Origin of the sequence: Limnospira platensis NIES-39 (assembly GCF_026000695.1) — a bacterium.
Lineage (GTDB): Bacteria > Cyanobacteriota > Cyanobacteriia > Cyanobacteriales > Microcoleaceae > Limnospira > Limnospira platensis.
The window spans coordinates 4704459-4718950 of record NZ_AP026945.1; the positions used below are offsets into that span (position 1 = coordinate 4704459).

Annotated in this window: 10 protein-coding genes, 1 tRNA gene and 2 pseudogenes; 4 read left to right on the top strand and 9 right to left on the bottom strand. The window is 48.2% G+C overall.

Features of this window, described 5'->3' with window-relative positions; translation table 11 throughout:
* Position 1 precedes the first annotated feature (1 nt).
* The 7 genes and pseudogenes from petG to N39L_RS23205 all read right to left on the bottom strand — a co-directional run bounded on the left by petG (position 2) and on the right by N39L_RS23205 (position 3543).
* On the bottom strand, positions 2 to 115 hold the full coding sequence (gene petG / locus N39L_RS23175) for a cytochrome b6-f complex subunit V (protein ID WP_006616220.1): 114 nt from the start codon (positions 113 to 115) through the stop codon (positions 2 to 4).
* Positions 116 to 830: 715 nt separating this feature from the next.
* The gene (locus N39L_RS23180; RefSeq protein WP_434221608.1) at positions 831 to 971 is read right to left on the bottom strand and encodes a hypothetical protein; all 141 of its coding nucleotides are present in this window, start codon (positions 969 to 971) and stop codon (positions 831 to 833) included.
* Between the two features lie 221 nt (positions 972 to 1192).
* A pseudogene (locus N39L_RS23185) lies at positions 1193 to 1714 on the bottom strand (HNH endonuclease); the annotation flags it as partial.
* 5 nt (positions 1715 to 1719) lie between these two features.
* A pseudogene (locus tag N39L_RS23190) lies at positions 1720 to 2696 on the bottom strand (zinc ribbon domain-containing protein).
* Positions 2686 to 2916: a helix-turn-helix domain-containing protein gene (locus N39L_RS23195; RefSeq protein WP_072002911.1), complete on the bottom strand. Its 231-nt coding sequence runs from the start codon at positions 2914 to 2916 to the stop codon at positions 2686 to 2688. The pseudogene N39L_RS23190 and the gene N39L_RS23195 overlap by 11 nt, the downstream one beginning before the upstream one ends.
* Positions 2804 to 3400, bottom strand: coding sequence for an IS607 family transposase (locus N39L_RS23200; RefSeq protein WP_072002912.1), 597 nt, complete (start codon positions 3398 to 3400; stop codon positions 2804 to 2806). Before N39L_RS23200 ends, N39L_RS23195 begins: the two co-directional genes overlap by 113 nt.
* Positions 3401 to 3471: 71 nt before the next feature.
* The gene (locus N39L_RS23205; protein ID WP_071941266.1) at positions 3472 to 3543 is read right to left on the bottom strand and encodes a group II intron maturase-specific domain-containing protein; all 72 of its coding nucleotides are present in this window, start codon (positions 3541 to 3543) and stop codon (positions 3472 to 3474) included.
* 1124 nt (positions 3544 to 4667) lie between these two features.
* Here N39L_RS23205 and N39L_RS23210 point away from each other — a divergent pair.
* The 4 genes from N39L_RS23210 to N39L_RS23225 all read left to right on the top strand — a co-directional run bounded on the left by N39L_RS23210 (position 4668) and on the right by N39L_RS23225 (position 12813).
* On the top strand, positions 4668 to 6506 hold the full coding sequence (locus N39L_RS23210; protein WP_014276512.1) for a bifunctional serine/threonine-protein kinase/formylglycine-generating enzyme family protein: 1839 nt from the start codon (positions 4668 to 4670) through the stop codon (positions 6504 to 6506).
* A gap of 270 nt (positions 6507 to 6776) precedes the next feature.
* A complete protein-coding gene (locus N39L_RS23215; RefSeq protein ID WP_014276513.1) occupies positions 6777 to 8636 on the top strand; it encodes a bifunctional serine/threonine-protein kinase/formylglycine-generating enzyme family protein in 1860 nt (619 codons plus the stop codon).
* Positions 8637 to 8858: 222 nt separating this feature from the next.
* Positions 8859 to 10718, top strand: a complete 1860-nt coding sequence (locus N39L_RS23220; RefSeq protein ID WP_014276514.1) for a bifunctional serine/threonine-protein kinase/formylglycine-generating enzyme family protein — start codon at positions 8859 to 8861, stop codon at positions 10716 to 10718.
* 250 nt (positions 10719 to 10968) lie between these two features.
* Positions 10969 to 12813, top strand: a complete 1845-nt coding sequence (locus tag N39L_RS23225) for a bifunctional serine/threonine-protein kinase/formylglycine-generating enzyme family protein (protein WP_014276516.1) — start codon at positions 10969 to 10971, stop codon at positions 12811 to 12813.
* A 108-nt stretch (positions 12814 to 12921) separates the two neighbouring features.
* On the opposite strand, the gene N39L_RS23230 is transcribed toward N39L_RS23225, so the two are convergent.
* Positions 12922 to 13005: transfer RNA gene (locus N39L_RS23230), tRNA-Leu, on the bottom strand.
* A gap of 58 nt (positions 13006 to 13063) precedes the next feature.
* Positions 13064 to 14488 (bottom strand): FAD-binding domain-containing protein, encoded by a 1425-nt coding sequence (locus N39L_RS23235; protein WP_014276518.1) that lies wholly within the window; start codon positions 14486 to 14488, stop codon positions 13064 to 13066.
* Positions 14489 to 14492: the final 4 nt, after the last annotated feature.

Sequence of the window (14492 nt, forward strand, 5' to 3'; positions counted from 1 at the left end):
CTTAGTCAATCAGTTGATTTCCGCGTTTGTACTGCTGATAGGCTGCAAAGAATAGTCCCGCTAATGTCACCAGGATTAAGCCTAAGACGATCCCCGAAAGTAATGGTTCAATCACGTTGAAACTCCTTGATGTTAAGTTTTGATCTCCTTGGATTAATATCGCATATTCTGATACATTTACCCGACATTTATCTGGCTATAGCCATTAGGGGTCGAAAATAAAGTCGCCTTGATCTCCTCCCATTCAGCAGCAGAACCGTACATGAGACTTTCACCTCATACGGCTCCTAGTTTGACCGTGTTATGGTCGAAAGAGAAGTCACCTTCCCCAACTCCAATTGAAAACCGTGCTTGCAAGTTTCCCAGCACACGGCTCCTGATGTAGATACCCTATTTGTCAGTAGGAACAGGGCTACGACCCCCCGCTTTGTAACCTCAACTTTAGGAGCTATATACAACCTCGTAGTCTTTAAACTCGCACTCGTCATAAAACTCTTAATTGTCGCGGTCTCTATATCCACACCGTGGCTAGTGGGCATATCCTAACCATTACAGTTAGGCATTAGCTTTCAGCCACATCCTTTCCCCTTAAAGGTATACGCTTACACTTTTCACTACTGTGCAGGTACATCCTGCCGAGAGCCTAAAAGGGGTTTAAACGTTCCGTTTATACGGGCATTCCATCTTTAGACTTGTCCTGTCCACCGGGGTAATTTTAAAGGTCTGTGTAGGTAGTAAAGAGAAACCCCTACTTTTCCCCTTGCTCTTTTGAGCGCAGCGTGTCAACCTGTTTCGCTACCTTCTTATGACGGTGGTTCAAGTCGGAACATTCAGATTTCCTTAGTCATGGATGGTTGGCAGTGGTCGCATATGGTAGTAGGTTCTACTTCAGGCCTTCCGTTCCCCGCTTCAATCCTGGGGTTATGATTCCCAAAATTGGGGGTGGCTATTGCCGTTACTCTCAACTTCATGCTATACTAGGTGGGTCACAACTCCCACCGTTCAAGCGTTCTGTCTTGACCTTGAGTCCCCTGCCTTGCTTAGATTTCTCTAAGCGTCGGGAGATATAAACAGTTATGGGATGGTCAGGGAAGCGACTCCCTATATTCCACCAAGGGGTGGAAGTCCCACCGGGCAGTTATTTCGGGTATTGCAACCCTATGCGCGTGCCTGAACGTTTCGCACCTCTGTGTTAAGAGTACAGCAACCTCTCTTCATCAAGAGCTGTTTGATCATCGTGACAATGGCGGTGTAGTAACTGAAGATTCTTGTATTCATCCTTTCCACCGTGGCTTCGAGGTACAATGTGGTCTACCTCAGTTAAATCTGATGGGGTAAAGTATTGCCCACACCAGGTACACCTGCCTTTTTGCTTTTTAAGTAGTTTGGCTACCTTTACTGGCGTGTCGATTGCTTGTCCTTTTCTGGTTGCCCAGTAAGTCCAATTCCCGTCATAAAGTGTTGCGTCAGGGCGTATTAGGGTATGTCTGACAATCGGAGTCCAATTATGTTTCCATAGTGTAAGTCCATCTTTGGTTTTGAATAACCAAGTTTCATGTCTTTCTTTCCCGTTACTGAGTGTGACCGTTCCCGGTCTATAGTAATTTCTCAGTTTTTCGATGTTTGCCTTTCCGCATTTTGAAGCTGTCCATGCCCGCAACATTTGCCAGATTGTGTGGTCTAGCTTATTGAAGGTCTCAGATGAGATGACTGATACATTTACGCGACATTTATCCGGCTATTGCCTGACAATGCGACGATAGCACTATTACCCGTTAAGGTAACAGAGGCGGTATCCCGCAAAGCTTTTAGAAAGATTCCAAAAGCACCGTTCCAGTCCGTGGGTAGAGTGAACCCACACTCAGGACATCGGAACACTTTTGAGCCACCTAGCTGGGAATGCATATTACCACAGTGAGTACAGGTTTTGCTGGTGTATTCTTCGGTCACATCTACAACTGTGGTTCGAGTTATCTCGGCTTGATGTCTCAGGGTTAGTTTGAATCGATAATGCGCCCATGTCAGCATGGCTCGGGCAGTCTTAGACCTGATTAGACGCTTCACCTGACTGGCCATATCGGAAGTCTCGAAGGTGGGCAAAAAAATTAGGCTGTAGTTGTGAGTCAAGTAGTGAGCAATTTGTTTGTGGGCTTCATCAACTAGATTGCGGATTTTAGTTCTCATTCGTTGAGCCGCTTGCCTCATCCGTCGCCTCCTTGAACGACAGGGTTCCTTGGCGATTCGGCTCATCAAATCATCCAAATGTTGACATAACCGAGTAATGCGTCCTATATCTCCGGAGCCCAATTCCAGAAATCGTGAACCATCAAACCCGGTCATAAAAGTCGGACGCCCGGAGCTAATGCAATCACTCCAGTAGCGTCAGTCGGAGTGATGGCCACAGGTTCAGGAAACACCGCAAACCACCGCCCCTTGGCCAAGACTAATTGAGTCCCTTGAACACAAGTTTTAGGGATAGCTTAGGAAACCATGAAAGTTAATCCTTTCGTTAGTCTTGGATACCAACTCCCTGAAGAGAAATTAGCATTGTTAAACTTGATGGCTTGAGAACTATCCCGACAACTTCTAAACCTTGCATCAGGACTGGCGGTCAAAGCCTGATAGGCATCAAAGATGGCATTTTGCCGAATGTGGCCGGGTGTTTCTTTGACCCATGCAGGTAAGTCACTCTGCATCACTTCCGCAGCGTAACTTTAACTTGCTTAGTGGTTTAGCACTCCGGGATAATGCAATTGCTTGGTTGTAGCAATACCGACAAGCAGCCAGCCATTTACGCCAGACTTTATTTAGCTCTGGGCTGGGGTAAATCCGGATCTTCTTTGACCTGAGTTTTATATTTACGCAGTCCGTATAATCGGGAACTGAAGCAGTGGAGGATGGCGAGAATGTCCTCAACCATTTCTCGTTCTGGACTGAGACTTGTCTCGTTGAGAACCATGAGTGAGCACCTGTTTTGCTCACAGAGCCATCGAAACAAGTCCCATCCAAATCTGGCCAATCGGTCTTGGTGGGCAACGACAACCATGCGGACATCTCCTGACAAGACTTGTCCCAGTAAGGCCAGCATTTTCTTTCGCTTGAAGTTGAGCCCGCCTCCGATTTCGGAGACGACTTCTGCTTCGGGGTAGAGGTTGGACAGTGCGGCCACCTGTCGGTTGAGGTCGGACTGCTGGGCGCGGCTACTAACTCTGGCATAGATAACGACTTTGCGTTTGTCACTGCCTGATTTGGCAGCAGTATATGACTCAACGTTGTATCGTCGTTGCCCAGCGGGGGTTCTAATGGTCTCGATTGAGCCATTTTCGTCCCATCTGCGGAGTGTTCTTTCATGGACTCCAAGGATTTGGGCCGCTTCCTTGGGTTTGACGTATCTGGCAATAGGTTTATCCTCAACTCTTCTCGCTTATTATACCGTATTGCCGTAAAATGTTAACCTAATTTGAGATGAAATCATGCTCCTGAATAGTAATTAGACCATCCCCAAATAATCGGGTTTAGTTTGTTTATCAGGGTGCATCTCAGTTAGGAAATGAGTGATTGTACTTAGTGCAACCTTCACCCACAGCCCTACATAATGAGCGAAGCACCACTCACCCTCCCTCTACTCATGGATTCTCAGAAACCAGCTCAACTCCAGCAACACCTTGACGCGATTGCGGCCATTCTCTACAGCGAAGCTAACCCTGCTATCACCAGACTAGGATTATAGACTACCAGGCTGGGCAGGAAGCGGGGCAATCGATTGGTACTGTGGGTTAAACCCCAACGGATGCTTCAGTTAAGTGTTCCCTGGTGGCTTAACTGAAAAAGACTTTACTAGGGAATCCTACCGTCAGGGATAAGTGACGGTTCCCACCCCGAGGATTAGAGGGGCTATGTCTGTGAACGAGCAAGGCGTAAATAGTCGTTTTGGACATGGGTTCGATTCCCATACGCTCCATTTTTGGCAATATTTCAGAAGCCCGGTTTCTCAAAGAAGCCGGGCATTATGTATGTTGTATGTATGTAGTATGTAGGTTGGGTGAAGCGCAGCGTAACCCAACTTCCCAGTGTAGGTTGGTGTGAAGCGCAGCGAAACCCAACTTCCCAGTGTAGGTTGGTGTGAAGCGCAGCGAAACCCAACTTCCCCAGCCGTGAGTGAAGCGCAGCGAAACCCAACTTCCCAGTGTAGGTTGGTGTGAAGCGCAGCGTAACCCAACTTCCCAGTGTAGGTTGGGTGAAGCGCAGCGTAACCCAACTTCCCAGTATGTATGTAGTATGTAGGTTGTGTGAAGCGCAGCGTAACCCAACTTCCCAGTATGTATGTAGTATGTAGGTTGTGTGAAGCGCAGCGTAACCCAACTTCCCAGTGTAGGTTGGGTGAAGCGCAGCGTAACCCAACTTCCCAGTATGTATGTAGTATGTAGGTTGTGTGAAGCGCAGCGTAACCCAACTTCCCAGTATGTAGGTTGTGTGAAGCGCAGCGTAACCCAACTTCCCAGTATGTAGGTTGTGTGAAGCGCAGCGTAACCCAACTTCCCCAGCCGTGAGTAAAGCGCAGCGTAACCCAACTTCCCACCCATGAGAAACCCCATTTCCCGGAGAAAGCGGGTTTCTTTTCGGCATTTATGGTAATGTAAAATCAGGTATCAATAACCATCCTGATTATGAGCCAGTGTCTGAACCCAGACTGCCTCCACAGCAACCCCGAAGGTTGTCAGTTCTGCCAAAAATGTGGTAGTAAACTCCGACTGGTTGAACGCTACTATGCTAAAAGCATCCTCGGACAAGGAGGGTTCGGACGCACATTTCTGGCTGTCGATGACTTCAAACCTTCTAAACCTCCCTGTGTGATTAAACAATTCCTTCCCCAGGCGCAAGGAACCGCTACCCTCCAAAAAGCCGCCCAATTATTCGACCAAGAAGCCCAACGTTTAGAACTCCTCGGCAAACATTCCCAAATCCCGGAACTTTTGGCTTATTTTACCGCTGATAACCGTCAATATTTAGTTCAGGAATTTATCGAAGGGGAAACCCTACAACAGGAGCTAGATAATCAAGGCGCTTTTACCGACAATCAAATCATTGCCCTGCTCAAGGATTTATTGAGAGTTTTGCATTTCGTCCACAAAAATAAAGTGATTCACCGGGATATTAAACCGGAAAATATCATTAGACGCGCCAGTGATAAAAAGTTAGTCCTAGTGGATTTTGGGGCGGCTAAACAGGTGCATAGCACATCTCTGAGCGTCACCGGAACGGTTATCGGTTCGGCGGAATATTGCGCCCCGGAACAGGCGATGGGAAAACCTCAATATGGGAGTGATTTATATAGTTTAGGGGTGACTTGTTTATATCTGCTAACCCAAGCGAGTCCGTCGAATTTATATGACCCCTTAGAAGCAGAATGGGTGTGGCGTGAGCATTTAAATGGGAATCAGGTGAGTGATAAATTAGGCAAAATCTTAGACCGTTTGGCTGAGACAGTCTTTAAAAAACGCTATCAATCTGTAGCCGAAGTGTGGGCAGATTTACAGGGATATTCTGGTCGTAAAAATAGTACCAATACAACTCCCCAACCTGTAGTTATCAAAACTCCGCCTAAACCCCCAACCCAGAAGTTTGAATTTGATATCGTTACGGTCAATTCAAAGGGACAACAAATTAACTGCCGTCGCGGTCAGGCTGAATGTATTATCGAAGACCTGGGAAATGGTGTGACTCTGGAGATGGTAATGATTCCGGGGGGAACCTTTATTATGGGTGCGCCGAGTGGTGAAGCAAAAAGTTATAATCATGAAAGACCCCAACACCAAGTCACGATTAAACCCTTCCTGATGGGGAAATATCCGGTTACCCAAGCACAATGGCAACAAGTGGCTAGTTTCCCCAAACTCCAACGGGACCTGAGCCCAGACCCCTCATGTTTTAAAGGATTAAATCTTCCCGTTGAAAGAGTTTCATGGTATGATGTAGTTGAGTGGTGTGCCCGCCTCTCGAAAAGAATCGGCAAACCCTACCGATTACCGAGTGAAGCCGAGTGGGAATATGCAGCCCGCGCCGGAACTACTAGCCCCTTTCACGTCGGTGATACCCTGACCACCTACCTCGCCAACTATAATGGCAGCTACACCTATGGCTCAGGACCCAAGGGAGCCTACCGCCAAAAAACTACCCCCGTCGGTCAGTTTCAACAAGCCAACGCCTTTGGCTTGTTTGATATCCACGGGAATGTTTGGGAGTGGTACGCTGACCCCTGGCACGACAGCTACAAGGGTGCGCCTTCTGATGGTGGTGTGTGGGATGCTGGTAACGATAATCGTTATCAAAACTATATTGAATATTTAGTCAACTTTTTGAGCAACACAAACAAGAGGGTGCTGCGCGGCGGTTCGTGGTTCAACAATCCTGGAAGCTGCCGTTGTGCCTACCGCCTCAGGCTCGACCCGGACTACCTCAGCAGCAACTACGGTTTTCGGGTAGCCTGTGCCCCCCCCGACTCTTAGCCCTTAGCCCTTTTAGTAGGTTGGGTGAAGCGCAGCGTAACCCAACTTCCCAGTATGTATGTAGTATGTAGGTTGTGTGAAGCGCAGCGTAACCCAACTTCCCAGTATGTAGGTTGTGTGAAGCGCAGCGTAACCCAACTTCCCCAGCCGTGAGTAAAGCGCAGCGTAACCCAACTTCCCACCCATGAGAAACCCCATTTCCCGGAGAAAGCGGGTTTCTTTTCGGCATTTATGGTAATGTAAAATCAGGTATCAATAACCATCCTGATTATGAGCCAGTGTCTGAACCCAGACTGCCTCCACAGCAACCCCGAAGGTTGTCAGTTCTGCCAAAAATGTGGTAGTAAACTCCGACTGGTTGAACGCTACTATGCTAAAAGCATCCTCGGACAAGGAGGGTTCGGACGCACATTTCTGGCTGTCGATGACTTCAAACCTTCTAAACCTCCCTGTGTGATTAAACAATTCCTTCCCCAGGCGCAAGGAACCGCTACCCTCCAAAAAGCCGCCCAATTATTCGACCAAGAAGCCCAACGTTTAGAACTCCTCGGCAAACATTCCCAAATCCCCGAACTTTTGGCTTATTTTACCGCTGATAACCGTCAATATTTAGTTCAGGAATTTATCGAAGGGGAAACCCTACAACAGGAGCTAGATAATCAAGGCGCTTTTACCGACAATCAAATCATTGCCCTGCTCAAGGATTTATTGAGAGTTTTGCATTTCGTCCACAAAAATAAAGTAATTCACCGGGATATTAAACCGGAAAATATCATTAGACGCGCCAGTGATAAAAAGTTAGTCCTCGTGGATTTTGGGGCGGCTAAACAGGTGCATAGCACATCTCTGAGCGTCACCGGAACGGTTATCGGTTCGGCGGAATATTGCGCCCCGGAACAGGCGATGGGAAAACCTCAATATGGGAGTGATTTATATAGTTTAGGGGTGACTTGTTTATATCTGCTAACCCAAGCGAGTCCGTCGAATTTATATGACCCCTTAGAATTACAATGGGTGTGGCGTGAGCATTTAAATGGGAATCAGGTGAGTGATAAATTAGGCAAAATCTTAGACCGTTTGGCTGAGACAGTCTTTAAAAAACGCTATCAATCTGTAGCCGAAGTGTGGGCAGATTTACAGGGATATTATGGTCGTAAAAATAGTACCAATACAACTCCCCAACCTGTAGTTATCAAAACTCCGCCTAAACCCCCAAACCAGAAGTTTGAATTTGATATCGTTACGGTCAATTCAAAGGGACAACAAATTAACTGCCGTCGCGGTCAGGCTGAATGTATTATCGAAGACCTGGGAAATGGTGTGACTCTGGAGATGGTAATGATTCCGGGGGGAACCTTTATTATGGGTGCGCCGAGTGGTGAAGTACAAAGTTCTGATGATGAAAGACCCCAACACCGAGTCACCATTAAACCCTTCCTGATGGGGAAATATCCGGTTACCCAAGCACAATGGCAACAAGTGGCTAGTTTCCCCAAACTCCAACGGGACCTGAGCCCAGACCCCTCATGTTTTAAAGGATTAAATCTTCCCGTTGAAAGAGTTTCATGGTATGATGTAGTTGAGTGGTGTGCCCGCCTCTCGAAAAGAATCGGCAAACCCTACCGATTACCGAGTGAAGCCGAGTGGGAATATGCAGCCCGCGCCGGAACTACTAGCCCCTTTCACGTCGGTGATACCCTGACCACCTACCTCGCCAACTATAATGGCAGCTACACCTATGGCTCAGGACCCAAGGGAGCCTACCGCCAAAAAACTACCCCCGTCGGTCAGTTTCAACAAGCCAACGCCTTTGGCTTGTATGATATCCACGGGAATGTTTGGGAGTGGTGCGCTGACCCCTGGCACGACAGCTACAAGGGTGCGCCTTCTGATGGTGGTGTGTGGGATGCTGGTAACGATAATCGTTATCAAAACTATATTGAATATTTAGTCAACTTTTTGAGCAACACAAACAATAGAGTGACAAACAATAGAGTGCTGCGCGGCGGTTCGTGGGGCTACTATCCTGTAGACTGCCGTTGTGCCGGCCGCAGCTGGGTCGTCCCGGGCAACCTCTTCAGCTTCGACGGTTTTCGGGTAGCCTGTGCCCCCCCGACTCTTAGCCCTTAGCCCTTTTAGTAGGTTGGGTGAAGCGCAGCGTAACCCAACTTCCCAGTATGTATGTAGTATGTAGGTTGGGTGAAGCGCAGCGTAACCCAACTTCCCCAGCCGTGAGTAAAGCGCAGCGTAACCCAACTTCCCACCCATGAGAAACCCCATTTCCCGGAGAAAGCGGGTTTCTTTTCGGCATTTATGGTAATGTAAAATCAGGTATCAATAACCATCCTGATTATGAGCCAGTGTCTGAACCCAGACTGCCTCCACAGCAACCCCGAAGGTTGTCAGTTCTGCCAAAAATGTGGTAGTAAACTCCGACTGGTTGAACGCTACTATGCTAAAAGCATCCTCGGACAAGGAGGGTTCGGACGCACATTTCTGGCTGTCGATGACTTCAAACCTTCTAAACCTCCCTGTGTGATTAAGCAATTCCTTCCCCAGGCGCAAGGAACCGCTACCCTCCAAAAAGCCGCCCAATTATTCGACCAAGAAGCCCAACGTTTAGAACTCCTCGGCAAACATTCCCAAATCCCGGAACTTTTGGCTTATTTTACCGCTGATAACCGTCAATATTTAGTTCAGGAATTTATCGAAGGGGAAACCCTACAACAGGAGCTAGATAATCAAGGCGCTTTTACCGAAAATCAAATCATTGCCCTGCTCAAGGATTTATTGCCAGTTTTGGATTTCGTTCACCAAAATAAAGTAATTCACCGGGATATTAAACCGGAAAATATCATTAGACGCGCCAGTGATAAAAAGTTAGTCCTAGTGGATTTTGGGGCGGCTAAACAGGTGCATAGCACATCTCAGAGCGTCACCGGAACGGTTATCGGTTCGGCGGAATATTGCGCCCCGGAACAGGCGATGGGAAAACCTCAATATGGGAGTGATTTATATAGTTTAGGGGTGACTTGTTTATATCTGCTAACCCAAGCGAGTCCGTCTGATTTATATGACCCCTTAGAAGCAGAATGGGTGTGGCGTGAGCATTTAAATGGGAATCAGGTGAGTGATAAATTAGGCAAAATCTTAGACCGTTTGGCTGAGACAGTCTTTAAAAAACGCTATCAATCTGTAGCCGAAGTGTGGGCAGATTTACAGGGATATTCTGGTCGTAAAAATAGTACCAATACAACTCCCCAACCTGTAGTTATCAAAACTCCGCCTAAACCCCCAACCCAGAAGTTTGAATTTGATATCGTTACGGTCAATTCCAATGGACAACAAATTAACCGCCGTCGCGGTCAGGCTGAATGTATTATCGAAGACCTGGGAAATGGTGTGACTCTGGAGATGGTAATGATTCCGGGGGGAACCTTTATTATGGGTGCGCCGAGTGGTGAAGTACAAAGTTCTGATGATGAAAGACCCCAACACCGAGTCACCATTAAACCCTTCCTGATGGGGAAATATCCGGTTACCCAAGCACAATGGCGACAAGTGGCTAGTTTCCCCAAACTCCAACGGGACCTGAGCCCAGACCCCTCAAGATTTAAAGGATTAAATCTTCCCGTTGAAAGAGTTTCATGGTATGATGTAGTTGAGTGGTGCGCCCGCCTCTCGAAAAGAATCGGCAAACCCTACCGATTACCGAGTGAAGCCGAGTGGGAATATGCAGCCCGCGCCGGAACTACTAGCCCCTTTCACGTCGGTGATACCCTGACCACCTACCTCGCCAACTATAATGGCAGCTACACCTATGGCTCAGGACCCAAGGGAGCCTACCGCCAAAAAACTACCCCCGTCGGTCAGTTTCAACAAGCCAACGCCTTTGGCTTGTATGATATCCACGGGAATGTTTGGGAGTGGTGCGCTGACCCCTGGCACGACAGCTACAAGGGTGCGCCTTCGGATGGTGGGGTGTGGGATGCTGGTAACGATAATCGTTATCAAAACTATATTGAATATTTAGTCAACTTTTTGAGCAACACAAACAATAGAGTGACAAACAATAGAGTGCTGCGCGGCGGTTCGTGGAACTACTATCCTGAGGACTGCCGTTGTGCCCTCCGCGTCAGGGGCGTCCCGGGCTACCTCGGCAACCTCAGCGGTTTTCGGGTAGCCTGTGCCCCCCCGACTCTTAGCCCTTAGCCCTCTTGCCCTTTTGCCCTTTACCCTGTTAGCCCTTAGCCCTTTTAGTAGGTTGTGTGAAGCGCAGCGTAACCCAACTTCCCAGTATGTAGGTTGTGTGAAGCGCAGCGTAACCCAACTTCCCCAGCCGTGAGTAAAGCGCAGCGTAACCCAACTTCCCACCCATGAGAAACCCCATTTCCCGGAGAAAGCGGGTTTCTTTTCGGCATTTATGGTAATGTAAAATCAGGTATCAATAACCATCCTGATTATGAGCCAGTGTCTGAACCCAGACTGCCTCCACAGCAACCCCGAAGGTTGTCAGTTCTGCCAAAAATGTGGTAGTAAACTCCGACTGGTTGAACGCTACTATGCTAAAAGCATCCTCGGACAAGGAGGGTTCGGACGCACATTTCTGGCTGTCGATGACTTCAAACCTTCTAAACCTCCCTGTGTGATTAAGCAATTCCTTCCCCAGGCGCAAGGAACCGCTACCCTCCAAAAAGCCGCCCAATTATTCGACCAAGAAGCCCAACGTTTAGAACTCCTCGGCAAACATTCCCAAATCCCGGAACTTTTGGCTTATTTTACCGCTGATAACCGTCAATATTTAGTTCAGGAATTTATCGAAGGGGAAACCCTACAACAGGAGCTAGATAATCAAGGCGCTTTTACCGAAAATCAAATCATTGCCCTGCTCAAGGATTTATTGCCAGTTTTGGATTTCGTTCACCAAAATAAAGTAATTCACCGGGATATTAAACCGGAAAATATCATTAGACGCGCCAGTGATAAAAAGTTAGTCCTAGTGGATTTTGGGGCGGCTAAACAGGTGCATAGCACATCTCTGAGCGTCACCGGAACGGTTATCGGTTCGGCGGAATATTGCGCCCCGGAACAGGCGATGGGAAAACCTCAATATGGGAGTGATTTATATAGTTTAGGGGTGACTTGTTTATATCTGCTAACCCAAGCGAGTCCGTCGAATTTATATGACCCATTAGAAGCACAATGGGTGTGGCGTGAGCATTTAAATGGGAATCAGGTGAGTGATAAATTAGGCAAAATCTTAGACCGTTTGGCTGAGACAGTCTTTAAAAAACGCTATCAATCTGTAGCCGAAGTGTGGGCAGATTTACAGGGATATTCTGGTCGTAAAAATAGTACCAATACAACTCCCCAACCTGTAGTTATCAAAACTCCGCCTAAACCCCCAACCCAGAAGTTTGAATTTGATATCGTTACGGTCAATTCCAATGGACAACAAATTAACCGCCGTCGCGGTCAGGCTGAATGTATTATCGAAGACCTGGGAAATGGTGTGACTCTGGAGATGGTAATGATTCCGGGGGGAACCTTTATTATGGGTGCGCCGAGTGGTGAAGTACAAAGTTCTGATGATGAAAGACCCCAACACCGAGTCACGATTAAACCCTTCCTGATGGGGAAATATCCGGTTACCCAAGCACAATGGCGACAAGTGGCTAGTTTCCCCAAACTCCAACGGGACCTGAGCCCAGACCCCTCAAGATTTAAAGGATTAAATCTTCCCGTTGAAAGAGTTTCATGGTATGATGTAGTTGAGTGGTGTGCCCGCCTCTCGAAAAGAATCGGCAAACCCTACCGATTACCCAGTGAAGCGGAGTGGGAATATGCAGCCCGCGCCGGAACTACTAGCCCCTTTCACGTCGGTGATACCCTGACCACCGACCTCGCCAACTATAATGGCAGCTACACCTATGGCTCAGGACCCAAGGGAGCCTACCGCCAAAAAACTACCCCCGTCGGTCAGTTTCAACAAGCCAACGCCTTTGGCTTGTATGATATCCACGGGAATGTTTGGGAGTGGTGCGCTGACCCCTGGCACGACAGCTACAAGGGTGCGCCTTCTGATGGTGGTGTGTGGGATGCTGGTAACGATAATCGTTATCAAAACTATATTGAATATTTAGTCAACTTTTTGAGCAACACAAACAATAGAGTGCTGCGCGGCGGTGCGTGGAACTACATTCCTGGTTACTGCCGTTGTGCCAACCGCAACAGGCTCGCCCCGGGCTACCTCTTCAACGGCAACGGTTTTCGGGTAGCCTGTGCCCCCCCGACTCTTAGCCCTTAGCCCTCTTGCCCTTTTGCCCTTTACCCTGTTAGCCCTTAGCCCTTTTAGTAGGTTGGGTGAAGCGCAGCGTAACCCAACTTCCCCAGCCCAACCGGGTTTCTCTGCCAATGCGGAACCCGGGACTTGAACCCGGAAGTCCTTGCGAACACTAGAACCTGAATCTAGCGCGTCTACCAATTCCGCCAGTTCCGCATGAGTAGGTTTATTTGTTTTGCACAATTTAACATCCTGCCATAGTTTGGGGAATTTGTCAAGCCTTTAATTGGGAATAAATGGACTTGAACAATTTTTGTTGTCGATTGTGGTCTACAATGGGCTGTGGGTAGCCACAGGCTTGTCGATCGCCTGATGAAATTTTGCCAGTCACCAGGTGGGCGGTGTCCAAATTCCGCAATTCTGGCAACCACTGGCGGATATATTCAGCTTCGGGGTCATATTTTTGGGTTTGGGAAGCGGGGTTAAAAATCCGCAAAGGCTTAGGGTCCATGCCACTGGAGGAACTCCACTGCCAACCACCATTATTTGAGGCTAAATCGCCATCAATAAGGGTTTGCATAAAATACTTTTCTCCCCATTGCCAATTAATGATTAAATCCTTGGTCAAAAAACTGGCAACAATCATGCGACAACGGTTGTGCATCCATCCAGTTTGATTGAGTTGACGCATGGCGGCATCAACAATAGGATAGCCGGTGCGTCCTTGACACCAAGCCTGGAAATGTTCTTGATTATCTGACCAAGGGAAACGGTCAAAGGGCTGACGAAAAGCACCGATGGCTAAGGCGGGGAAGTGATATAAAGCCTGTTGATAAAACTCGCGCCAAGCGAGTTCCTGCTGCCAAGTTTGAATATGGTGGCGGGCTTCGTCACTGCGAGTTAAAGCGATAATTTCTTGGGTTTTTTGCCAAAGGGTACGGATACCGATCGCCCCAAATCTCAAAGCCGGACTTAACACAGAGGTGCCATCAATAGCGGGGAAATTCCGCCCTTCGTCATACTCATAAATGGCTCGATCGCAGAAGATTTCCAAGCGATCGCTCGCCGCCGTTTCTCCGGGTTCTAGGATAAAAGGTTCCGACCAGATAAATCCCAAATCCTTAGCCGTCGGTAAAGCGATCGCTCCCGCCTCCAGAGCCGCCTTTTCCTGAGCCTCTGTCAGACCGGTAGATTTTAGTCGCTGACAGGGTTCTGGTTTGGGTTGCTGAATCCATTTCCGCCAATAGGGAGTATAAACCTTATAGGGTTCCTTAGACCCCGTAAAAATCGCTTCTGGGGAATGCAAAACCTGATCCCAGAAAGTCTCAACTTTAATTCCCACCTCTGTCAGGGACTCTTCTACAGAGCGATCGCGTTGTCTGGGGAGGGGTTCAACGTCTTGATTCCAATAAACAGCGATCGCCCCCAAAGCCACCGCCAATTTTCGCAGACCTTGAGCCGGGTTATCCTGAATAATCAGTAATTGACTCCCCCCCCGTTGGTAGTCTTCTTGTAGACATTGCAGACAGCCCAGCATATAAGCCACACGGACGGGGGCGATATCATCACCGCTCAAAATCTCCGGGTCGAGACAGAAGACCCCCACCACCTGAGAAGTGACCCGACGCGCCGCCGCCAGTCCCCAGTTATCAGAAATCCGCAGATCTCGACGATGCCAAAATAAGATTAAATCCGACATAAAC

Coding starts and splice junctions, on each gene's coding strand:
- N39L_RS23210 (WP_014276512.1), top strand. CDS start 4,668: ATGAGCCAGTGTCTGAACCCAGACTGCCTCCACAGCAACCCCGAAGGT.
- N39L_RS23215 (WP_014276513.1), top strand. CDS start 6,777: ATGAGCCAGTGTCTGAACCCAGACTGCCTCCACAGCAACCCCGAAGGT.
- N39L_RS23180 (WP_434221608.1), bottom strand. CDS start 971: ATGAAGTTGAGAGTAACGGCAATAGCCACCCCCAATTTTGGGAATCAT.
- N39L_RS23225 (WP_014276516.1), top strand. CDS start 10,969: ATGAGCCAGTGTCTGAACCCAGACTGCCTCCACAGCAACCCCGAAGGT.
- N39L_RS23235 (WP_014276518.1), bottom strand. CDS start 14,488: ATGTCGGATTTAATCTTATTTTGGCATCGTCGAGATCTGCGGATTTCT.
- N39L_RS23220 (WP_014276514.1), top strand. CDS start 8,859: ATGAGCCAGTGTCTGAACCCAGACTGCCTCCACAGCAACCCCGAAGGT.